This window comes from Saccharopolyspora antimicrobica, assembly GCF_003635025.1.
GTDB classification, from domain to species: domain Bacteria; phylum Actinomycetota; class Actinomycetes; order Mycobacteriales; family Pseudonocardiaceae; genus Saccharopolyspora; species Saccharopolyspora antimicrobica.
Genome location: NZ_RBXX01000002.1, coordinates 6,433,368 through 6,455,520, shown reverse-complemented (window position 1 = coordinate 6,455,520; position 22,153 = coordinate 6,433,368). Strand labels below are relative to the sequence as shown.

Below are 22,153 nucleotides of genomic sequence, written 5' to 3'. Positions count from 1 at the left end.
CGAAACCGACCGCCACCCGAGGGCTCAGGACTGGTATGCGTCCAGGGGCGGGCAGGAGCAGACCAGGTTGCGGTCGCCGCGGGCACCATCGATGCGCCGCACCGCCGGCCACACCTTCGCCTCACCCACGCCCAGCGGGTACGCCGCCTCCTCGCGGGAGTAGGCGTGGTCCCAGTCCTTGGCCAGGCAGGCCGCCGTGTGCGGGGCCCCGACCAGCGGGTTGTCGTCGGCGGGCCACTGCCCGGCGACGACCTTGTCGATCTCCGCGCGGATCGCGATCATGGCCTCGCAGAAGCGGTCCAGCTCGACCAGGTTCTCGCTCTCGGTCGGCTCCACCATCAGCGTCCCGGCCACCGGGAACGACATCGTCGGCGCGTGGATGCCGTAGTCGGCCAGCCGCTTGGCCACGTCGTCGACGGTGATGCCGCTGGTCTTGCTGATCTGGCGCAGGTCGAGGATGCACTCGTGGGCGACGAACCCGCCCTCGCCGGTGTAGAGCACCGGGAAGTAGTTGTTCAGCCGCCGGGCCACGTAGTTGGCCGCCGCGACAGCGGTCAGCGTCGCGCGGCGCAGCCCCTCGCCGCCCATCATCCGCACGTAGGCCCACGAGATCGGCAGGATCGAGGCGCTGCCCCACGGGGCCGCGCTGATCGGGCCGACCCCGGTGGCCGGACCGGCCGAGGGCTGCAGCGGGTGGTTCGGCAGGAACGGCGCCAGGTGCTCGCGCACGCCGATCGGGCCGACGCCCGGGCCACCGCCGCCGTGCGGGATGCAGAACGTCTTGTGCAGGTTCAGGTGCGAGACGTCGGAGCCGAACTTGCCCATCCGGGCCAGGCCGATGAGCGCGTTGAGGTTCGCACCGTCGACGTAGACCTGCCCGCCGGCGTCGTGCACCAGGCCGCACACCTCGCGCACGGTGCCCTCGTAGACGCCGTGCGTGGACGGGTAGGTGATCATGATCGCGGCGAGGTCCTCGGCGTGCTCGGCGACCAGCTCGCGCAGGTGGTCGAGCTCGACGTTGCCGTCGTCGTCACAGCGCACCACGATCACGCGCATCCCGGCCATGACCGCGCTGGCGGCGTTGGTGCCGTGCGCGCTCGCCGGGATCAGGCACACGTCGCGGGCCGATTCACCACGGCTGCGGTGGTAGGCGCGGATGGCCAGCAGGCCGGCGAACTCGCCCTGGCTGCCCGCGTTGGGCTGCAGGCTCACCGCGTCGTAGCCGGTGACCTCGGCCAGCCAGTTCTCCAGGTCCTTGACCAGCGACAGCAGGCCCTCGGCGTCCTGCGCGGGCGCGAACGGGTGCAGCGAGCCGAACTCCGGCCAGGTGATGGCCTCCATCTCGGCGGTCGCGTTGAGCTTCATCGTGCACGAGCCCAGCGGGATCATGCTGCGGTCCAGCGCGATGTCCTTGTCCGACAGCCGCCGCAGGTAGCGCAGCAGCGAGGTCTCCGAGTGGTGGGTGTGGAACACCGGGTGCGTCAGGTACTCGGAGGTGCGGCGCAGGGCCGCCGGGAGCGCGTCGGTGGTCTGCGCGTCCAGCTCGTCGACGTCCACGCCGTCGATCCCGAACGCCTGCCACACCGTCGCCAGGTGCGCTCGCGTGGTGGTCTCGTCGCAGCTGACGCCCACGTGGTCGGCGTCGACCCGGCGCAGGTTGATGCCGCCGAGCCGAGCCGCGGCCACGACCTCGTCCGCCCGGCCGGGCACCTTCGCGACGATCGTGTCGAAGAACTCCTGGTGCAGCAGCTCGACGCCGCCGCGCCGCAGCTGCTCGGCCAGCACCGCCGCCATCCGGTGCGCGCGGGTCGCGATCGCTCGCAGCCCGGCCGGACCGTGGTAGACGGCGTACATCGACGCCATCACGGCCAGCAGCACCTGCGCGGTGCAGATGTTGCTGGTCGCCTTCTCCCGGCGGATGTGCTGCTCGCGGGTCTGCAGCGCGAGCCGGTAGGCCTTGTCGCCGTCCGCGTCGACGCTCACCCCGACCAGTCGCCCGGGCAGCTGCCGCTCCAGGCCCTTGGCCACGGCCATGAACCCGGCGTGCGGGCCGCCGAAGCCCATCGGCACGCCGAAGCGCTGGGTGCTGCCGACCACCACGTCGGCACCGATCTCACCGGGCGCGCGCAGCAGCGTCAGCGACAGCAGGTCGGTCGCCACCACGACCTTCGCGCCGCGCTGGTGGACCTCGGCGATGATCGCCTCGTGGTCGCGCAGCGCACCGGAGGCACCCGGGTAGGACAGCAGCACGCCGTAGAACTCGCCCTCCGGCAGGCCCTCCGACAGGTCGGTCACGACGACCTCGATGCCCAGCGGCTCGGCGCGGGTCTCGATGACCGCGATGGTCTGCGGGAGGGTGTCGGCGTCGACCAGGAACCGCGGCGACTTGGACTTGCCCGCGCGGCGCACCAGCGTCATGCCCTCGGCCGCGGCGGTCGCCTCGTCCAGCATCGACGCGTTGGCCACCGGCACCCCGGCCAGGTCGGCCACCATCGTCTGGAAGTTCAGCAGCGCTTCCAGCCTGCCCTGCGAGATCTCCGGCTGGTACGGCGTGTACGCGGTGTACCAGGCCGGGTTCTCCAGCACGTTGCGCAGGATGACCGGCGGGGTCGTGGTGCCGTAGTAGCCGAGCCCGATCATCTCGGTGTGCGGGTTGCAGCGGCGCGCGAGCTCGCGCAGCTCGGCCAGCGCCGCCGACTCGGTGGCCGGGTCCGGCAGCGCCAGCCGCAGGTCGTCCTCGCGAATGGCCTCCGGCACCGCGCTGCGGCCCAGTTCCTCCAGCGAGCCGACGCCGATCACGTCGAGCATGCGGGCCAGTTCGGCCGGAGCCGGTCCGACGTGCCGGTCGGCGAACGGCGTGCCGTGCTCCAGAGCTGCCAGGGGAATGCGGTCGTCGGTCATCGCCAAAACCTCAATCATCGCGGCGAACAGGGGATGGCAGTGCAGCTGGGACTGCGCTGTCCTCTCCCCCTCTGTCCCCGTCCGCGAAGCGAACGCCTGAGAGCTTCACCCGGGAACCGGGCTTGCACCGTCGGCGGGGTGGCACCACGACCGTGGCGCACCCTCTTTCCAGAGGTATCTCGCCCGTGCGGTCCAGGTGGCCTGAGAGGTTGTCGGGGAGGGTTGCTCCTTCGGCGCCGACCACGGCTGGGCGCCGGGCCGGACTCTCCCGCACGGGGTCGGCGATGCGTGGAGCTTACCCGATCAGCAGGCCTTCACGAACCTGCGATGCGAGCTGCGGCACACTGCCGCGACCGCCTCAGCCGGTCTCCGCCTGCCGGTCCCGGCGGCGTCGGGACAGCTCGTCCTCGGCCTGCACCATCTCGCCGCCGTCGGCCCGCTCGGCCGGGAACTCGTGGATGGTGCCGCTGATCTCGCGCATCGCACCGCTGACGGCGATGCCGAACACCCCTTGGCCGCCCTGCAGCAGATCGACCACCTCCTCCGCGGAGGTGCACTCGTAGACCGTCGTGCCATCGCTGAACAGCGTCAACCGCGCCAGGTCCTGCACACCGCGGTTGCGCAAGTGCTCCACCGCGACCCGGATGTTGTGCAGCGACACCCCGGTGTCCAGCAGCCGCTTGACCACCTTGAGCACCAGGATGTCCTTGAACGAGTACAGCCGCTGCGAGCCGGAACCCGCCGCACTGCGGATGGACGGGCCGACCAGCTTGGTGCGCGCCCAGTAGTCCAGCTGGCGGTAGGTGATGCCGGCGATCTGGCAGGCGGCCGGGCCCCGGTAGCCGACCAGTTCGTCCGGCAGCGAGGCGTCTGGGAACAGCCCACCCTGCTCCGCGGCAGCATCCCCGTTGGACGCTTCCTCGACCACGCCTGCCTCCCCTCGTCCGGCTTGTCGCCGACGACGATCACCAGCGCCCGAATCGGTTCGATCAGGGCCGCGAACGCCCCGCCGACCGCGGTCCGGCAGCACCGCCGCATCGGCAGTTCACCCGCTGAATCACACCGGGGCAATTTCGCGTAACCCGACGGTATGCCTGCCGCGCGGGGAGGTCAACGCGACGCGCGGGGCACCGCCGACGACCCGGCCCCCGCCTGCGCCAGCAAGCGGGGGCCGGGAACACCTGAACGGCCGACCGTTACGTGTCGGCCCCTCTAAAATCCTCGGGCGACACCGAATCGAGGAACTCGCGGAACTTCTCCACCTCGTCCTCCTGCTCGTCGGGGATGATCAGCCCGGCCTCGTCCAGCACCGATTCGTCGGCGTGGATGGGCACTCCGATGCGCAGCGCCAGCGCCACCGAGTCGCTCGGCCGCGCGGAGACCCGCACATCCCCGTCGAACACCAGCTCGGCGAAGAAGGTGCCCTCCTGCAGATCGGTGATCCGCACCTGCTCCAGGTCGCGCCCCAGAGCGCCGATGACGTCCTTGAGCAGGTCGTGCGTCAGCGGTCGCTGCGGTCGCACGCCCTGCTGCTCGAGCGCGATGGCCGTCGCCTCGACCGAGCCGATCCAGATCGGCAGGTAACGCTCGCCGTGCGCCTCGCGCAACAGCAGGATCGGCTGGTTGGCTGGTAGTTCCACTCGCACGCCGACGACGCGCATCTCACTGCTCATCGTCACATCGCCTCCTCCAGCGCGCCGAAGCGTGACATCCCTGTCGAGGATCGCGCACCGACGCCTTCGACGCTACCCGCGATACGGCGGCCACGCCCATCCCTCCGGCGGCCTCACCGGCCGCCGCTGCCACAGCTTTCCCACCGGATACCCGATCGCCCCGGTGGGCCCGAACCGCTGGCCGAGCTCGTCATAGAGCATTACCAGCACGATACACCGCCGACCGGTCGCGCGGACCGCCGGAAATGAAGCCGCTGCAACGGCAGAACCGGTTGCGGCGCCGAGAAATTCCCCGCTGCGGATGCCACTCGACCCCGGTCGCGCAAGTACCGCGACGCGCCAGCGGGGCGGCGCCGGGATGGCGTCGCCCCGCTGGCGGGCCGGAAGTCGGATCCGGGTCTCAGCGCCCGTCGATCGGCCCGGTCAGGAACACCAACCGGAACTTGCCGATCTGCACCTCGTCACCGTTGGCCAGCACCGAGGTGTCCACCGGTTCGCGGTTGACGTAGGTGCCGTTGAGGCTGCCCACGTCGACGACCACGAAGTCGTTGCCCTCGCGGCGGAACTCCGCGTGCCGACGGGAAACCGTGACGTCGTCGAGGAAGATGTCGCTGTCCGGGTGCCGACCCGCGCTGGTGGTCTCCCGGTCCAGCAGGAACCGCGAGCCCGCGTTCGGACCGCGCTTGACCACCAGTAGGGCGTTGCCCGCGGGCAGTGCGTCGACCCCGGACGCGGCGGCGGGCTCCGGGGCCGGGCTCTCGGTGCTCTCCGGCTCCGAGAGGAACGGCCTGAAGACCGAGGTGGTCTCCGGTGACTGCTCCGGCGGAACCTCGCCGAAGCCGCTGTTCTGGCTCACCTGAGCTCTCCTCCACGCGGATAGATCGTGCTAAATATGTGCCCAACGTACCGTGCCTGGACAGGCGTTGGACGCGGGACTCCCGACATTCTCCCGGGCGACCCCGACAGATCGACGATCATCCCTGGTCGATCAGCTTCTGGTAAGCCCCGGCGTCGAGCAGATCGGCGAACTGCTCCGGATCGGCGAGCTTGATCTCGACCATCCAGCCGCCGTCCTGCGGCGCCGAATTGACCAACTCGGGCTGGTCCTCCAGCTCGCCGTTGCGGGCGGTCACCTCGCCGGTGACCGGCGCGTAGATGTCCGACACGCTCTTGGTCGACTCCACCTCGCCCATGGAGTCCCCCGCCGAGACCTGCTCTCCCAGCTCGGGCAGCTGCACGAACACCACATCGCCGAGCTGCTGCTGGGCGTAGTCGGTGATCCCGATGCGCACGGTGTCCTCGCCGGTGCGCTGGACCCACTCGTGCTCTTCGGTGTACTTGATCTCGTCCGGGGCCGCCACGTGGTCCCGCCTTCCTCGTCCGCTGCTGCTCTTCGGGTCGCCGGCCGCGCTGGTGGCGTGATCGGCTCGGCGAGCGTATGCAGCGCGCGGTGCCGCCCGCAAGGCGACCCCCGGTGGCGTCCGCTCAGCCCGCCCGCGGGCGCCGGAGGACGCCGGTCAAGCTCGGGCCGGCCGGCGGCGGGCCTGGTGCACCGCGGCCACCACCTGCCCCAGGTACAGCACTCCGGCCCACAGGTACAGCGCGCCGCCCCAGCAGGTGAAGGCGTAGGCGATCGGGCGCACCACTTCGGACAGCGGGAACTCCTCCTGCACCAGCAACAACAGCGGGAACGCGTACATCAGGCAGAAGGTCGCGGCCTTGCCCAGGTAGTGCACCTCGGGCGGCTCGTAGCCGTGCCAGCGCAGCACCGGCAGGCACAGGGTCAGCACCACGTCCCGCAGCACCAGCGCGGCGGCGACCCACCAGGGCACCACGTCGCGCAGCACGAAGGCCACCAGGGTGGCGACGATGTAGAGGCGGTCGGCGGCCGGGTCGAGCAGCTCGCCGAGGCGGCTGTACTGGTTGAGCCAGCGGGCGAGCTTGCCGTCGAGCCAGTCGGTGATCCCACTGACCACCAGCACCAGCAGGGCGAGCAGGTCGGCCTTGGGGCCGAGCAGCAGCCACAGGAACAGCGGCACCCCGGCGAGCCGGAGCACGCTGAGCAGGTTCGGCAGTGTCCACCATGGATCGGCCCACACCCCGGCGGCGGCTTCGCGGATCCGGGCTATGCCGTGGTCCTGGCGCTGCTCCGGCGAGCGACCGGGGTTGCCCCCGTGGCCTCCGCTCGTGGTGTTCTCCGTGGTGCGCTCGGCGTCCTGCACCACGAGCCTCCCCTGAATGGTTGTGCGTGCTACCCCAGATGCACGGATGCGCATCCCCTCCGGGTCAGGATCTCACATTCGACGCACAACACACCTGGCGGCACACCTGCCGGCCGGGCTCCCCCGCGGTTCGCTGAATTTCCGGACTCGTTTTGCGTGGCGGTGCCGGTAGCGGAACCTCAGCGCCCACCTGGACTCCGGGTGCCCGGCCTGGTGTATGGCCACATACACGGCGGCCGGGCCGTCCTCGCCAGGCGAACGCTGAGAACCCGCGGCGGTACAAGCGCCGAGGGCGGGCTGTGCGCCTGCGGCGCACGCGATGGCTCCCGACCGGCGCCGGTCGGTCGTCGCAGCTGCGGCAACCGACCGGAATCAAGAGCGGCAGATCGGGCCGGGTGAGCGGTGGGAGCCGGTGGGGTCAGGCCCGGGTGCGGCTCCAGCCGCGGCGGCGGAGCTCGGCGTCGGTGAGGAAGCGCGCCCGTCCGCGGTCGTCGACGCCCGCCCAGCGGGCTCCGGCGGAGCCCTCGAGCACGTAGGAATGACCGCCGCTCCACACCACGCTGCACGGCGCGGTGGGCAGTTCGGCCGACGTGGCCGGGCGCGTTTCGACCTGTGCGGTGGATGCCTCGGGGGACCGGGCCGGTTCCGTGCTCATCGTTGCAGCACCTCCGTTTTCTGCTTCTGTTGTCGGCGCGGCGCGCACTTTTGTTAGCCCGATCTCAGACTCGGAGTCGATTGTGATCGGTCATGCGCGCTGCGTCGCGCCGAAGCCGGACCGCAGCGCCCAGCGGACGCGTTCCGTCGCCGAGCTGCCGTCGGCGATAGGCCGAGCGCTACGCCCCGCCGAACTCGGGCGAACCGCTCACCGGGGACACCTGTTCGCGCCGCGGTACAACGGCTCTGGCGCACCCGGTGGTTGTGCGGTAGGACGACAGGCAATTGGCGGCGGATGCGGGAGGTAGTTGGTCATGGGTGCCTATGCCGAGGCCCACCGGCGGAGCTTGACCGACCCGGAGGGTTTCTGGCTCGACGCGGCGGCGGCGATCGAGTGGGAGCGCGAACCGTCGCGCGCCCTCGACCGCGACGCCGACCCGTTCTTCCGCTGGTTCCCCGACGGGGAGCTCAACACCTGCTTCAACGCGCTGGACCGGCACGTCCGCGACGGCCGCGGCGAGCAGGACGCGCTGATCTGGGACTCGGCGATGACCGGCCAGGTCGTCCGCTGGACCTACCGGGAGCTGCTGGAGCGGGTGGCGCTGTTCGCCGGGGCGCTGCGCGCGCAGGGCGTGCAGCGCGGTGACCGCGTGGTGCTCTACCTGCCGATGATCCCGGAGGCCGCGATCGCGATGCTGGCCTGCGCCCGCATCGGCGCGGTGCACTCGGTGGTCTTCGGCGGCTTCGCGCCGAAGGAGCTGGCCGCGCGCATCGAGGACGCCCGGCCGACCGTGGTCGTCGCGGCGTCCTGCGGGCTGGAGCCCAACCGGGTCGTCGAGTACAAGCCGATCGTCGACGAGGCGCTGCGGCTGACCGAGCACCAGCCGAAGCGCGTCATCGTGTTCCAGCGCGAGCAGGCGCGGGCCGAGCTCGGCGAGCGGGACGTGGACTGGGACGACGCGCTGGCGCAGGCCGAACCGGCCGAGTGCGTCCCGGTCAAGGCCACCGATCCGCTGTACGTGCTCTACACCTCGGGCACCACGGGCCGCCCGAAGGGCGTGGTGCGGGACAACGGCGGGCACGCGGTGGCGCTGCGCTGGTCGATGGCCAACATCTACGACATCGGGCCGGGCGAGGTGTTCTGGACCGCCTCCGACGTCGGCTGGGTGGTCGGCCACTCCTACATCGTCTACGCGCCGCTGCTGACCGGGGCCACCACGGTGGTCTACGAGGGCAAGCCGGTGGGCACGCCGGACGCGGGCGCGTTCTGGCGGGTCATCGCCGATCACCGGGTCAAGGCGCTGTTCACCGCACCGACCGCGTTCCGGGCGATCAAGCGGGTGGACCCGCGGGCCGAGCTGCTGGCCGAGCACGACATCTCCAGCCTGCGGACGTTGTTCCTGGCCGGCGAGCGGCTGGACCCGGAGACCTACCACTGGGCGGCCGAGCACCTCGGCGTGCCGGTGATCGACCACTGGTGGCAGACCGAGACGGGCTGGCCGATCTGCGCGAACCTGCGCGGGCTGGAGCCGATGCCGGTCAAGCCGGGTTCGCCGACGGTGGCGGTGCCCGGCTACGACGTGGTGGTGCTGGACCAGGCGGGCAACCCGCTGCCGCCGGAGACCGACGGCGCGATCTGCATCCGGCTGCCGCTGCCGCCGGGAACGCTGCCGACGCTGTGGGGCGATGACGAGCGGTTCCGCGAGTCGTACCTGTCGCGCTACCCCGGCTACTACCTGACCGGCGACAACGGCTACGTCGACGCCGACGGGTACGTGTTCGTGATGGGCCGAACCGACGACGTGATCAACGTCGCCGGGCACCGGTTGTCCACCGGCTCGATGGAAGCGGTGCTGGCGGCGCACCCCGCGGTCGCCGAGTGCGCCGTGATCGGGGTGCGCGACGCGCTGAAGGGGCAGGTGCCGCGCGGGCTGGTGGTGCTCAAGTCCGGTGTGGACATCGATCCGGAGGTGCTGCGGGCGGAGCTGGTCGCGGCGGTGCGCGAGCAGATCGGCCCGGTGGCGGCCTTCCGCGAGGTCGCGGTGGTCGACGGGCTGCCCAAGACGCGCTCGGGCAAGATCCTGCGCAAGTCGATGCGCGAGATCGCCGACAGCGGTGACACCAAGGTCCCGTCCACCATCGAGGACCCGGCGGTGCTCGACCGCCTGCGCCCGGCCCTGCGCGGCGAGGCCTGACCCGGCGTGGCGTCAGCCGCGCCCGCTGGCGCCCCGCCGGTCGCGCACGACGTCCTCCAGCGCTCGGAGGACGGCCGCGATGGCCGGTTGTCCTCGGCTACCGCCGCGCACGCAGGTGAGGACGCTCCGCGACGGCACCGGCTTGTCCCGCAACGGGATCCGCACCACCCGGTGGTCCGGGGAGGTGGTGGCGAGCCGGGGCAGCAGGCAGATGCCGAGACCGTGCGCGACCATCACCAGCACCGAGTTCCACTCCGCCGCCCGGTGCGCCACGCGCGGGGCGAAACCGGCCGCCGCGCAGGCGACCTCGATCAGCTGGAACTGGTCGTGGTGCGGCGCGATCCAGGTCTCGTGCGCGGTCTCGGCCAGCCGCACCGAGTCGCGTTCGGCGAACGGGTGGTCCGCGGACACCACGACGTCCTGCGGGTCGTCGAGCAGGACCCGCTGGTCGAACCGCGGGTCGTCCAGCGGCGGGGCGCCCGCGACCGGCAGGACCGCGAGATCGGCCTGCTCGGCCAGCAGCAGGCGCAGGCTGTCGTCGATGTCGGTCTCCCGCAGCTGCACCTCCAGCCGCGGGTGGGAGTCGCGGAGCCGTGCGGCGGCGGGCGCCAGCAGTGAGCCGAAGCTGGTCGCGAAGCCCGCAACCCGGACCAGCCCGACCGCACCGGCCGCGTGTGCCGCCAGGTCGGCCCGGGTCTGCTCCCACTCGGTGGCGATCACATCGGCGTGCGCGAGCAGGATGTGCGCCGCAGGGGTGAGCTGCACCCGGCGGCCTTCCGGCCGCAGCAGTTCGCTGCCGACCTCCTTGGACAGCAGCCGGAGCTGCTGCGAGACCGCCGAGGGCGTCAGGTGGAGCGCTCGCGCGGTCGCCGTCACCGTGCCTTCGGCCCGGAGGACGCGCAGGACCTGGAGCCGCCGCAGGTCGATCATTCAGTCGATTCTGCACAGTTCCGTGCGCAGATGCGAGATGGACCTGAACGAACGAGCGGGCCCAGGCTTGAACCGTGCAGTCACCGACTCCGACGCGCCGGTCCCCGGTCGTCGTCCCGCCGTTCCTGCTCGTGCTGGGCGCCGTGGTCAGCGTCCAGTTCGGCCAAGCCTTCGGCAAGCAGCTGTTCGCCGTCGCGGGGCCGCTCGGAGTCTCGGCCCTGCGGCTGTCGCTGGCCGCAGCCCTGCTGCTGGCCCTGCGGCGACCGCGGATCCCCGCCGATCGGCGATCGCGCGGTCTGATCGTCGCGCTCGGAGCGGCGATCGCGACGATGAACGTCGTCTACCTCGCGCTGCCGCACCTGCCGGTGGGAGTCGCCAGCACGCTCCAGATGCTCGGCCCGCTCTCCGTCGCACTGCTCAGCTCCCGGCGTCCGCGCGATGTGCTGTGGGCAGCCCTGGCGGCGGCCGGCGTGTTCCTGTTCTGCGGCCCGGTCAGTGCGCCGCTGCCCGCCGTCGGGGTCTGCCTCGGCCTGGTGTCTGCGGCGGGCATGGGCAGCTATCTCCTGCTGAGCCACCGCGTCGGTGCGATCAGCAGCGATGGCTCCCCGCTCGCGCTCGCGGTCGCCTGCGCGGCCGTTCTCGTGCTGCCGTTCGGGATCGCCGAGTCCGGGGCTGCGCTCCTCTCCCCCGCGGTGCTGCTGGCCGGGCTGGGGATCGCGGTGCTGTCCGCGGTCGTGCCGTACTCGCTGGAGCTGGCCGCGCTGCGCCGGATCCCGCCGCGGGTCGTCGGCGTGCTGCAGAGCCTGGAGCCCGTGACCGGCGCCCTGGCGGGCCTGTTGCTGCTGGCCGAAGGGCTGGCGCTGCCCCAGCTCGTGGCGCTCGGCTGCGTCACCGCGGCTTCGATCGGCGCGGTGCTCGGCCGGGAGCGGTGAGGCCGTTCGACGCGTTCGGTACGTCCGGTTGGAGGCTGCCGCCGCCAGTTTTGGTCTATACCTTTGGGTGCACCGTTCCCGAGCCACGAGGAGCGCACGCACATGACCTCACGACCGACCCGACCAACGGTGCGCAGAGCCGCGCTCGCCGTTGTGGCCGGTGCGCTGGTCGCCGGGACCGCGGTTCCCGCGACGGCCGCACTCGCCGTGGAGAACTCCGCCATGGAAAACCTCATTCCCGCCCCCGAATCGGTGCGACCGGACCCGGCGACCACCTTCGAACTGTCCCAGCAGACGTCGATCCGGGCGGCGGGCGACGCCGCCGAGGTCGGTGAGTACCTGGCCGGGATCCTGCGGCCGTCGACCGGCTTCCCGCTGCCGGTGAACGACGACGCCGGCGACATCGCGCTGGAGCTCGACGCCGCCGCCGGAACCGGCCCGGCCGGATACCAGCTGCACGTCACCGAGGAGACCATCGGTCTGCGCGCCGCCAGCGCCGAAGGGCTGTTCAACGGCGTGCAGACGCTGCGGCAGCTGCTGCCCGCCGCGATCGAGAGCCGCACCGAGCAGCCCGGCCCGTGGCCGGTGGCCGGCGGTGAGATCGTCGACCGGCCGCGGTTCGAGCACCGGGCCGCGATGCTCGACGTCGCGCGGCACTTCTTCACCGTCGAGCAGGTCAAGCGCTACATCGACCAGATCACCCGGTACAAGATCAACCGGCTGCACCTGCACCTGACCGACGACCAGGGCTGGCGCATCGACATCGACAGCTGGCCGAAGCTCACCGAGTACGGCGGCAGCACCGAGGTCGGCGGCGGGCCCGGCGGGCACTACAGCAAGCAGGACTACGCCGAGATCGTCGAGTACGCCGCCTCCCGGCACGTGATGGTGATCCCCGAGATCGACATGCCCGGGCACACCAACGCGGCGCTGGCCTCCTACGCCGAGCTGAACTGCGACGGGGTGGCGCCGCCGCTCTACACCGGCATCGAGGTCGGGTTCAGCTCGCTGTGCGTGGACGAGGAGATCACCTACGAGTTCGTCGAGGACGTCATCCGCGAGCTCGCCGAGATCACGCCCGGTCCGTACCTGCACATCGGCGGCGACGAGGCGGACGCGACCAGCGAGGAGGACTACAAGAAGTTCGTCTCGCGGGTGCTGCCGATGGTGGCGAAGTACGGCAAGACCGCGGTCGGCTGGCACGAGTACGCCAAGGCCGCCCCGCGGGGCGAGGCCGTGGTGCAGTACTGGGGCACCGAGGACAGCGATCCGCTGCTTCCCGAGGCGGTGGCGCGCGGCAACAAGATCCTGGTCTCGCCGGCGAACAAGTCCTACTTGGACATGAAGTACGACGAGAACACCCCGCTGGGCCTGAAGTGGGCCGGGTTCATCGAGGTCGCCGACGCCTACGGCTGGGACCCGGGCAGCTACCTGCAGGGCGTGCCGGAAGAAGCGGTCCTGGGCGTGGAAGCACCGCTGTGGTCGGAAACCCTGGAGAACTCCGACCACATCGAGTTCATGGCCTTCCCCCGCCTTCCCGCGCTCGCCGAACTGGCCTGGTCCCCGAAGTCGGCCCAGGACTGGGAGTCCTTCGCCCAGCGCCTGGCCGCCCACGGGCCCCGCCTGGAGGCCTCCGGCATCAACTACTACAAGTCGCCCCAGATCCCCTGGAACGACTGAGCGAACCGGTGGAGGGCGCCTCGAGGCGAGTCAGCTGCCTCAAGGCGCCCTCCGCCTCACTCCCCCTCTGGGAGCTTGGGTTCCAGGACCGTCCACCACTCCGCGAGGGTGGGGCGCTCGGCCAGGTCGGCGAAGGTGATCTGGACGCCGAGGCGGCGCCACTTCTCCACCAGGGTCATGATCCGCACCGAGTCCAGGCCCCAGTCGATGAGGTTCTCCTCGTCGGTCAGCTCCGCGGGATCCTCGTAGAGCAGCTCCGCGACCTGCTCCCGGACCTCTTCCAGCGTCAACTTCTGCGACATCGCACGCACTCCCAGAAAATCGTCAGGCCACTTCGGACTCGCGCACCGCGAGGTCCTGCGCCAGGCGCTGCGCGGTGTCGACCACCGCGCACCGCTTGGCGGCGTAGGTCAGCGCCATCCGGTGCTCCTCCGCGGAGAAGTCCGCGACCGCATCGGCGACCAGGAACGCCTGGACCTCCTGCTGAAAGGCCTCGGCGGCGGTCATCAGGCAGCCGATGTGGGCGTAGATCCCGGTGATGATCAGCTGATCGCGCCCCCAGTCCCGCAGCAGCTGGCGCAGCTCGGTGCGCTGGAAGGCGCTGTAGCGCCACTTGGTCAGCAGCACGTCACCGTCGCCCGGCGCCAGCTCGTCGATGATCGCCTCCTGCGCCGGGTCGGCCACCCCCGGCCCCCACCACTCCAGCTGCAGGCCGCGCTGCTCGGGCGTCTGGCCACCGGGCTGCGCGCAGTACACCACCGGAACGCCTGCCGCGCGGGCGCGTTCGCGCAGCAGCCCGATGTTGGGCACCACCTGGTCCAGCGGTTCTCCCTCAGCCGGGAAGGCGTTGACGAAGTGCCGCTCCATGTCGTGGATCAGCAGCACCGAGCGGTTCGGGTCGGGCCGCCACGACACGCGGTTCTCCGGCAGCTCGTCGGGCTGCGGGACCCGGTACGGCGGAATGGTCGGAAGCGCCACGGGCGGCCTCCTCCTGTAGTCGGTGATCGTTGTCTGCTCAGGTCAGCGGCGTTCGAGCTCCGGCACCAGCTCCCGGCTGATCGCCTCCCGGAGGTCGCGCTTGCTGACCTTGCCGACGCCGGTCTGCGGGAACTGCTCGACGAACTCGACGCGGTCCGGCACCTTGTAGGCGGCCAGCCCGCGCTCGCGCACGAACTTGATCAGCTCGCGCGCCTTGGGCGGCGTGCCGCGCGGGACGACGAAGGCGCAGCTGCGCTCGCCGAGGTAGTCGTCGGGCATCGACACCACGGCCGCGTCGTGCACCGCCGGGTGCGCCAGCAGGTGGTTCTCCACCTCTTCCGCGGCGATCTTCTCGCCACCGCGGTTGATCTGGTCCTTCGCGCGTCCCTCCACGACGATGTTGCCCGCCGCGGTGAGCCGGACGACGTCGCCGGTGCGGTAGAAGCCGTCGGCGGTGAATGCCTTCGCGTTGTGCTCGGCGGCCCGGTAGTAGCCGCGGATGGTGTAGGGCCCGCGGGTCAGCAGGTGCCCGGTTCCGCCCGGCGGCACCGGGTTGTCCTCGTCGTCGACGACCAGCACCTCGTCGTCCGGCGAGATCGGCCGGCCCTGGGTGGTGAGGATGACGTCCTCGGGGTCGTCGAGGCGGGTGTAGTTCACCAGGCCCTCGGCCATGCCGAAGACCTGCTGCAGGGTCGCGCCGAGCACCGGCCGCACGCGGCGGGCGACCTCCTCGCTGCACTTGGCCCCGCCGACCTGGAGAACCTCCAGGCTGGACAGGTCGTGCTCGGTGCTGCTCGCCGCGTCCAGCCACACCAGCGCCAGCGGCGGCACCACGGCGGCCAGCGTGACGCGCTCGCGCTCCACCAGCGGGAACACCTCGTCCGGACTGGGCCTGCGGGCCAGCACCACGCGGCCGCCGGCGTGCAGGACGCCGAACGTGCCGGGCGAGCTCATCGGGAAGTTGTGCGCGATCGGCAGCGCCCCGAGGTAGACGGTGTCGGCGGTGACGCCGCAGATCTCGTTGCTGGCGCGGAAGGAGTAGATGTAGTCGTCGTGGGTGCGCGGGATCAGCTTCGGCACCCCGGTGCTGCCGCCGGACAGCTGCAGGAACGCCAGGTCACCCGGCTCCGGGCCGGTCAGCTCCACCGGTTCGGCGTCCACCTCGGACAGCGCCCGGAACTCGCCGGGCTCACCGGCGATGAACACCTGCAGCTCCGGCAGCTTCGCGACCACCTCGGCGGCCAGCTTCCGGTGGTCGAAACCGGCTTCGACGTCGGTGGTGATGTAGGCGGCGGCCCCGCTGAACTCGCAGAAGTAGGAGATCTCGGTCAACCGGTGCGACGGCAGCGCGAAGACCGGCGCGGCACCGAGCCGGAACAGCGCGAAGCACACGTCGAAGAACTCGGCGATGTTGGGCAGCTGCACGACGACGCGGTCGCCCTTGCCGATCCCCGCATCGCGCAGCCCGGCGGCCAGGCGGTCGGCGCGCACGTCGAGCTCGCCGTAGGACACCCGGCGGTCGCCGTCCACCACCGCGATGCGCTCGGGGTGCTCGGCGGCGCGTTCGCGCAGCATCTGGCCGAAGGTGTAGCCGCGCCAGTAGCCCGCCGCGCGGTAGCGGTCGGCGAACTCCGGCGGCCAGATCGGGTGGTCCGGTTGCGGTGCGGTCATTGCTCAGCCCCTTCAGAACACGTCAGTGGTTGCGTTGCTCGGGTGGTCGCCTAGCGGAACCTGAGTGCTTCCCTGGACTGCGGGTGCCGTGCCTCTCCTGATGCATGAACAGGCCGGCAGTGCTCTCAGACTGCCTGGTCCAGGCCCATCGCGGACAACGCGGTGCGGAACTTCGCGGAGGTCTCGGCGAGTTCATCGGCCGGATCCGAGCCGGCCACGATGCCCGCTCCGGCGTAGAGCCGCAGCGACTCGTCCTCGACGTCGGCGCAGCGGATGGCCACCACCCACTCGCCGTCCCCGGCAGCGTCGCACCACCCGACCATGCCCGCGTAGTAGCCGCGTTCGAAAGGCTCTGTCTCGGCGATGACATCGCGCGCCCGCTGCACCGGGGTGCCGCACACCGCCGGGGTGGGGTGCAGCGCGTCGGCCAGTTCCAGCGACGAGGTCGCGGGATCGCGCAGCTCACCGGTGACCTCGGTGGCCAGGTGCCACATGGCGGCGGTACTGATCACCGACGGCTCGGGCACCCGCAGCTCGCGGCAGTACGGGCGCAGCGCCTCGGCCACCGCCTCCACCACGGCCCTGTGCTCCCGCAGATCCTTGTCCGAAGTGGACAGCTCGGCGGCGCGCCGCCGGTCCTCGACCGGGTCGGTGCTGCGCGGGCGCGATCCGGCCATCGGGTTGGAGCGCACCCGCATGCCGCGCCGGGACACCAGCAGTTCCGGGCTCGCGCCCAGGAAGGTGCGCTGCAGCAGCGGCTGCGGGCCGAAGCTGTCGCGGGTGCCGTCCTCGCCGCGCTTGGGCAGGTCGACCGCGAAGGTGTAGCTGGCGGGATCGGCCAGCGCCAGGTTCTGCAGCACGGTGCGCACGTCGATGGGCTCGGCGGCGGTCAGCTCCAGCGACCGCGCCAGCACCACCTTGCTCAGCTCACCGTCCTCCAGCCGCCGCAGCACGCGGCTCACGCCGCGCTCGTACTCGGCGGGAGCGGGCACCGGGCGGACCTCGCAGTCCAGCCCGCCACCGCGCGGGGTGCGCGGGACGACGAGGTTGAGCGGCTCGGCGCGGAGCACGTCCTCGGGCAGCACCAGGTGCGCGGGCAGGTTGTTGCCGAACGGCACCGCGCCGACGACCATCGGGTTGCGGTGGCCGAACTCCGCCGCGCTGTTGAAGAACTCCGAGACCCGCTGCGGGAGGTTCTCCCGCGCGCACAGCGTCTTCGGGACCGTCGCGGCGACACCGCGGGCCAGCAGCACGCCGCGCGGCGTGGAGAACAGGAACGACGAGCCCGCCTCGTAGGCGGACAACAACCGGGCCGCCGCGTCGTCGGCGACGAGGTCGATGCTGTCGATATCGCTGTCGATGGTGGTCATGGCAACCTTTCGGAGTTCGCGGCAGGAATCAGGCGCGCAGCGTGGCGCCGCCATCGACGTACAGGTCGTGCATGGTGATGTGCCGGGCCTGATCGGAGGCCAGGAACACCACGGCGTCGGCGATGTCCTCCGGAGTGGCGAGCTTGCGCAGCGGGATGCCTGCCTTGAAGGTCTCGGGGGAACCGGCGATGACCCGTTCGGCACCGCGCTCGTCGGCCCACATCCCGCGCTGCATGTCGGTGTCGGTGGAGCCGGGAGCGACGACGTTGCAGCGGATGCCGTGCTCGGCCAGCTCCAGCCCGAGCGACTTGGTGAACAGCGTGGCCGCGGCCTTGGACGCGGCGTAAGCGGCCATGCCGTGGCGGGGCACGCCCGCGGCGTTGGAGCTGACGGTGACGATCGAACCCCGCCGCCGGGCGATCATGTGCTTGGAGACCGCGCGGGAGAAGTTGAACACCCCGGTGGTGTTGACCGCGAAGGTCCGCTGCCAGTCCTCGTCGCTGATCTCCTGCACCGTGCCGACCTGGAGCACCCCGGCGACGTTGGCCAGCACGCCGATCGGCCCGACCTCGGCCTCCACCCGCTCCACGACGTCGGTCACGGCCGCCGAGTCGGCCACGTCGGCCTGGTAGGCCCGCACCCGCTCGCCCAGCTGCGCGGCGACGGCCGCCACCTTCTCACCGTCGCGGTCCACCGCGGCGACGGTCGCGCCGAGCCCGGCGAACGCAGCGGTCACCGCGGCACCGATACCCTGGCCCGCGCCTGTCACGATGGCGACCGCGCCGCCGATCCCCGTCCGGTTCATCGCACCTTCTGAAACTCAGGCAAGCCTAACCTTTGTCAGGCGAGCCTGAGTTTAGAACACGGACGTGCCCGTATCTCCCCACCATCGAGGTGGCATTGATCACCGACCGCAACGATCCGTTGGCCTCACCCCACCCGTCGGGAGCTATGGATGGGGCGTTGGAAGCATGCACGCAGGTACGCCTGCGTGAACCGCACCGGTCCCGGTCGAGCATGGCAGGAACGGATCGCCTCGCCCAAGGATGCGGTCAAGTAGCGACGCGTCCACAGGAGGGCGAGGCGGCCGCGTGCGACGACGCGAAGCCCAGGGCGAGGTGACCTCGGGGCATCCAGGCGCCGCCGCCGACTCGCTCTCAATGCGGGATGCTGCGCCGCGGCCGGGAGTGCGCGGCCTTGTGGTGGGCCCTGATGACCTGGACGACCTCGTGAGCGTGGTCGGTGTGCTCCAACTGGGAGAGATAGCCGATGCTGCGGGCCAGACCGGGCAAGTCGACGGTGAAGTACATCCCCATCAGCGGATTGACGAACAACTCACTGCCACCAGTGCGGTCGGTGATGTGCACGTCTCCGAACTCGCCTCGGATCGCAGCCGCGATCTGCCCGTTGACGATGCTCGGTCGCCGCGGCGTGGCGTCCTGCGCGTGCGCGACGGCATCGAGGTAGGCAGCACCCTCGGCGGAGTTCGCCGGGATCGAAAGAACACCCAGGTAGGAGCCGTCGCGCTCCAGCCCGGCCAGGTTCTCCAGCACGTGCGCGTGGCACACCCCGTGGTAGGCGTCAATGCCGAAGCCCAGGCACACCACCAGCCGTTCCAGATCACCTGGGAGTCCGGCCACGGCGGCCAGGCTGGTCATGTCCTCCTCCGGCGTGCCCAGTCCCGCCTCATCCCCGCGCAGCAGGATGTCGGTACCCCCGTCGACCAGCACGATCGCATCCAGACCCAGCCGCGCGACCAGGGCGCTGTAGGCGGCCCGCAACGGACGCACTCCCGTCTTCGGGAAGGCGTGCACCGTCGAAGGCAGTTCTCGAGAGGCAAGCCAGCGGGCCAGAGTGCGTTCCGGGAAGTAGTCGTCCCGCCCCGGCGAATTCGGTGTCACCGCGGCCACGCCCGGCTCCACCCACTCCGCCGGATCCAGCCTGCGCAGATCGCTGAAGGTGAGGTTGGCCAGGTGCACCTGCTTGCCCAGAGCTCGCAGGGCCAGCGCCAGCGGCAGTCCGGCGTACACGTCGAAGCCGCCTCCGGCTCCAGCGACCAGAACCCGCTCCGCTCGCCGCAATCGGGAGAACACCGGCGGTTCGATCAGCGAGAACACGACGGTCAGCGTAGGTCAGCCGGGGACCGCCCATGCCGCTGATGCGCAGGAGGTCAGTCGGCGATGGTTCGGGCGAAGCCCAGGTTGACGAGGTCTTGGGGGCGTAGGCGCAGGTGGTCGGCGAGGTCGGGTACTTGTGCTGGGTCTCGTTTCAGGATCGCTGCGCTGGATTCCGGGGCGATCACCGCGAAGTAGGCGTCGGCGGTGATCCAGGTTCGGCCTGGTGCTGCCAGGGCCAGCGCTCCTCCGGAGCCGCCTTCGCCGATGACCAGGGTGGTGATCGGCACCTGCGCGTCGGCCACGGCCGTGAACAGCTCCGCGATCGCGGGGCCGACTCCGCCGCGCTCGGCCGCCGCGTCGTTGGCCGCGCCCGGGGTGTCCACCAGCGTCAGCACCGGGATGCCCAGCCGGTCGGCCAGTGCGATCAGCCGAGCCGCCGTGCGGAAGCCGGGCGGGGTGTTGGCGGTGCCGGTCTGCGCGGCGAAGGCGATCGTGCGGCCTCCGTGCTCGCCGAAGCCGCAGAGCATTCCCTCGTCGCGGCCGCCAGCGCGGTCGCCGCTGATCTCGAAGCGGGTGGAGAAGTAGGCGTCCAGGTACGCCCGGGCGCGCGGCCGGTCGGCTGCCCGGGCGCGCTGGACCGCTTCCCAACCCGTCGCTGGTGGCTCGCCGCCGGCCAGCGACTTCGGCACCGGTGCCGGCAGCGAGGCCGACCGCTGCGGGTGCAGCAGCCGGATCAGTTCGGCCAGCACCGGGGGCAGTTCGGCGGGGTCGACGAGCCGGTCCACCTGGCCGTCGGCGAGCTTGCCCTCGGCGGTGAACGCCTCCCCCGTCTCGGTCGCGCTGCGCACGCGGCTGCCGCCGAAGGCCACCGCTGCGCCGCGCTCGGCCAGCACCACGTCGGCGGCCGCCGACAGCGCCGCCCACATGCCTCCGGTCGTCGGATTCCGCAGCACCGTGATGTGCGGGATCCCGTCCCGCCGGGTCAGCAGGCAGGCGCGCGCGATCTCCTGGAGCTGCCGGAGGGCGCAGATGCCCTCCTGCATCCGGCTGCCACCGGAGGCCACCAGCGAGATCACCGGCAGCCGCAGCTCCCGGGCCCGCGCGAAGGCCGCCACGATCCGCGCGCCCGCTGCTTCTCCGACCGATCCGCCGAGGTGGGCGAAGTCGAACGCGATGAGCACCGCAGGCAGCTGACCCACCTGAGCCCGACCGCAGAGCACCGATTCAGCGGCGCCGCTGCGGTCGGCCGCACGGGCGCGCTGGTCGTCGTAGCCCGGCCAGCCCAGCGGGCCATCGACCGCGTTCGCGACCGCCGGGGGCTCGAACTCCTCGAATCCCCGGCCGATCGACCCGACCAGCGCGCGAGCCGCGCTGAGCTCAGTCATGCCGCAGGGCCTTCTTCTGCACCTTGCCCATCTCGTTGCGCGGCAGGGCGTCCAGGTAGCGCACCACGCGCGGGCGCTTGTGCGGGGTCAGCAGCCGGGCCACGTGGTCGGCCAGCTCCTGGTCGGTGACCTCCTGACCGGGCGCGCGCACGATCCAGGCCACGATCCGCTCGCCCAGGTCGGCGTCCGGTTCGCCGGTGACCGCGACCTCGGCGACCGCCGGGTGCTCCAGCAGGCAGTTCTCGATCTCGCCCGCGCCGATCTTGTAGCCGCCGCTCTTGATGATGTCGGTGGCCTTGCGCCCGACGATGCGGATGTAGCCGTCCGGTGCGCGGGTGGCCACGTCGCCGGTGCGGAACCAGCCGTCGGCGAACGCCGCGGCGGTGGCGTCGGGGCGGTTGAGGTAGCCGCTGAACAGGTTCGAGCCGCGGACCAGGATCTCGCCGACCGTCTCGTCGTCGCTGACCTCGATCTCCGCGCCCTGCTCGTCGACCAGCTTGAGCTCGACACCGGCGAACGGGCGGCCCACGTAACCGGGCCTGCGGTCGCCGTCGGCGCGCACGCCGCAGTTCATGATCGTCTCGCTCATGCCGTAGCGCTCCACGACCCGCTGCCCGGTCAGCCGCTCGATCCGCTCGTGCTCGACCGCGGGCAGCGCCGCCGAGCCCGACACGAGCAGCCGCGCCTTTCCGACCGCCTTCCCGATCTCCGGGTCGCGCTCGGCGTCCTCGGCCAGCCGGTGGTACATCGTCGGCACGCCGAACATCATGGTCGCCGGCCCGGCGAGCTCCTCGGCGATGGCCGCGGAGGAGAACTTGCCCAAGTGGTGCACCGCGCCACCCAACCGCACGGGCCCGAGCGTGCCGAGGATCAGGCCGTGCACGTGGAACAGCGGCAGCGCGTGCGCCAGCACGTCCTCGTCGGTCCACTCCCACGCCTCGGCCAGCGCGTCGAGGTTGGCGCTGAGCGCGCGGCGCGGCAGCACGACGCCCTTGGGCGGGCCGGTGGTGCCCGAGGTGTAGACGATCAGCGCCGGAGCGTCCTCGTCGGCCTCCGGCGGCAGCTCACCACCGCGAGCGCTCAGGTCGACCTCGTGCACCGGGATGTCGCCGAGCCCGTCCGGTGCTCGGAATCCCGGCGCGGCCAGCAGCAGTTCCGGCTGACTGTCGCTCAGGATGTGCGCGAGTTCGCGCTCCCCCACCTTCGGGTTGATCGGCACCACCGCGACACCCGCGCTGAGCCCGCCGATCACGGCCGCGCAGGTCTCCAGCTCGTTGGTCGCCCACACCGCGATGCGCTGCCGGCCCGCGACCAGCTCGGCGATCGCCGCGGCCACCCCCGCCAGCTCCTGGTAGTCCAGCGCCCGCGCGCCGAAGCGCAGCGCCTCCGCGCCATCCGGCTGCCGCAACTTCGGGAACAGCACCGGCCACCTCCACGATCATTGG

Annotated in this window: 19 protein-coding genes and 1 riboswitch; of the genes, 3 read left to right on the top strand and 16 right to left on the bottom strand. The window is 71.6% G+C overall.

Annotated elements, in window-relative coordinates:
* Nucleotides 1-24: 24 nt before the first annotated feature.
* The 7 genes from gcvP to ATL45_RS30550 form a co-directional block, all read right to left on the bottom strand.
* Complete coding sequence (gcvP, locus tag ATL45_RS30580) at nucleotides 25-2,901, bottom strand: aminomethyl-transferring glycine dehydrogenase (RefSeq protein WP_170210396.1); 2,877 nt, start codon at nucleotides 2,899-2,901, stop codon at nucleotides 25-27.
* Between the two features lie 178 nt (nucleotides 2,902-3,079).
* Nucleotides 3,080-3,182, bottom strand: a riboswitch (glycine riboswitch).
* A 77-nt stretch (nucleotides 3,183-3,259) separates the two neighbouring features.
* A complete protein-coding gene (locus tag ATL45_RS30575; RefSeq protein ID WP_093146453.1) occupies nucleotides 3,260-3,829 on the bottom strand; it encodes a MerR family transcriptional regulator in 570 nt (189 codons plus the stop codon).
* Nucleotides 3,830-4,097: 268 nt separating this feature from the next.
* Nucleotides 4,098-4,574, bottom strand: a complete 477-nt coding sequence (locus ATL45_RS30570; protein WP_093147450.1) for a bifunctional nuclease family protein — start codon at nucleotides 4,572-4,574, stop codon at nucleotides 4,098-4,100.
* Nucleotides 4,575-4,974: 400 nt separating this feature from the next.
* Nucleotides 4,975-5,430 (bottom strand): glycogen accumulation regulator GarA, encoded by a 456-nt coding sequence (gene garA / locus ATL45_RS30565; protein ID WP_093146452.1) that lies wholly within the window; start codon nucleotides 5,428-5,430, stop codon nucleotides 4,975-4,977.
* Between the two features lie 118 nt (nucleotides 5,431-5,548).
* A complete protein-coding gene (gcvH, locus tag ATL45_RS30560) occupies nucleotides 5,549-5,935 on the bottom strand; it encodes a glycine cleavage system protein GcvH (RefSeq protein WP_093146451.1) in 387 nt (128 codons plus the stop codon).
* Between the two features lie 156 nt (nucleotides 5,936-6,091).
* Entirely contained in the window at nucleotides 6,092-6,799 is a 708-nt protein-coding gene (gene clsA / locus ATL45_RS30555; RefSeq protein WP_093146450.1) for a cardiolipin synthase ClsA, read from the bottom strand.
* 415 nt (nucleotides 6,800-7,214) lie between these two features.
* A complete protein-coding gene (locus ATL45_RS30550) occupies nucleotides 7,215-7,451 on the bottom strand; it encodes a hypothetical protein (RefSeq protein WP_093146449.1) in 237 nt (78 codons plus the stop codon).
* A 313-nt stretch (nucleotides 7,452-7,764) separates the two neighbouring features.
* Here ATL45_RS30550 and ATL45_RS30545 point away from each other — a divergent pair, with 313 nt between their 5' ends.
* Nucleotides 7,765-9,645, top strand: a complete 1,881-nt coding sequence (locus ATL45_RS30545; protein WP_093146448.1) for a propionyl-CoA synthetase — start codon at nucleotides 7,765-7,767, stop codon at nucleotides 9,643-9,645.
* A gap of 12 nt (nucleotides 9,646-9,657) precedes the next feature.
* Here the strand turns inward: ATL45_RS30545 and ATL45_RS30540 are convergent, their stop codons facing one another.
* Nucleotides 9,658-10,575, bottom strand: coding sequence for a LysR family transcriptional regulator (locus ATL45_RS30540; protein ID WP_093146447.1), 918 nt, complete (start codon nucleotides 10,573-10,575; stop codon nucleotides 9,658-9,660).
* A 74-nt stretch (nucleotides 10,576-10,649) separates the two neighbouring features.
* Between ATL45_RS30540 and ATL45_RS30535 the strand changes: the two genes are divergently transcribed.
* Nucleotides 10,650-11,507 carry an EamA family transporter gene (locus tag ATL45_RS30535; RefSeq protein WP_246025641.1) on the top strand — a complete coding sequence of 286 codons (858 nt, stop codon included), beginning with the start codon at nucleotides 10,650-10,652 and terminating at the stop codon, nucleotides 11,505-11,507.
* Nucleotides 11,508-11,609: 102 nt separating this feature from the next.
* Nucleotides 11,610-13,187: a beta-N-acetylhexosaminidase gene (locus ATL45_RS30530; protein WP_093147445.1), complete on the top strand. Its 1,578-nt coding sequence runs from the start codon at nucleotides 11,610-11,612 to the stop codon at nucleotides 13,185-13,187.
* A gap of 56 nt (nucleotides 13,188-13,243) precedes the next feature.
* Here the strand turns inward: ATL45_RS30530 and ATL45_RS39095 are convergent, their stop codons facing one another.
* The 8 genes from ATL45_RS39095 to ATL45_RS30495 form a co-directional block, all read right to left on the bottom strand.
* Entirely contained in the window at nucleotides 13,244-13,489 is a 246-nt protein-coding gene (locus ATL45_RS39095) for a phosphopantetheine-binding protein (RefSeq protein WP_170210395.1), read from the bottom strand.
* 22 nt (nucleotides 13,490-13,511) lie between these two features.
* The gene (locus ATL45_RS30525; protein WP_170210394.1) at nucleotides 13,512-14,165 is read right to left on the bottom strand and encodes an isochorismatase family protein; all 654 of its coding nucleotides are present in this window, start codon (nucleotides 14,163-14,165) and stop codon (nucleotides 13,512-13,514) included.
* Between the two features lie 42 nt (nucleotides 14,166-14,207).
* A complete protein-coding gene (locus ATL45_RS30520) occupies nucleotides 14,208-15,836 on the bottom strand; it encodes a (2,3-dihydroxybenzoyl)adenylate synthase (RefSeq protein ID WP_093146446.1) in 1,629 nt (542 codons plus the stop codon).
* A 125-nt stretch (nucleotides 15,837-15,961) separates the two neighbouring features.
* Entirely contained in the window at nucleotides 15,962-17,206 is a 1,245-nt protein-coding gene (dhbC, locus tag ATL45_RS30515) for an isochorismate synthase DhbC (protein WP_093146445.1), read from the bottom strand.
* 28 nt (nucleotides 17,207-17,234) lie between these two features.
* A complete protein-coding gene (locus tag ATL45_RS30510; protein WP_093146444.1) occupies nucleotides 17,235-18,011 on the bottom strand; it encodes a 2,3-dihydro-2,3-dihydroxybenzoate dehydrogenase in 777 nt (258 codons plus the stop codon).
* A gap of 352 nt (nucleotides 18,012-18,363) precedes the next feature.
* The gene (locus tag ATL45_RS30505) at nucleotides 18,364-19,323 is read right to left on the bottom strand and encodes a DUF1152 domain-containing protein (RefSeq protein WP_093146443.1); all 960 of its coding nucleotides are present in this window, start codon (nucleotides 19,321-19,323) and stop codon (nucleotides 18,364-18,366) included.
* Nucleotides 19,324-19,376: 53 nt separating this feature from the next.
* Entirely contained in the window at nucleotides 19,377-20,708 is a 1,332-nt protein-coding gene (locus ATL45_RS30500; protein WP_093146442.1) for a carboxyl transferase domain-containing protein, read from the bottom strand.
* A complete protein-coding gene (locus tag ATL45_RS30495) occupies nucleotides 20,701-22,131 on the bottom strand; it encodes an acyl-CoA synthetase (RefSeq protein WP_093146441.1) in 1,431 nt (476 codons plus the stop codon). Before ATL45_RS30495 ends, ATL45_RS30500 begins: the two co-directional genes overlap by 8 nt.
* Between the last annotated feature and the right edge of the window lie 22 nt (nucleotides 22,132-22,153).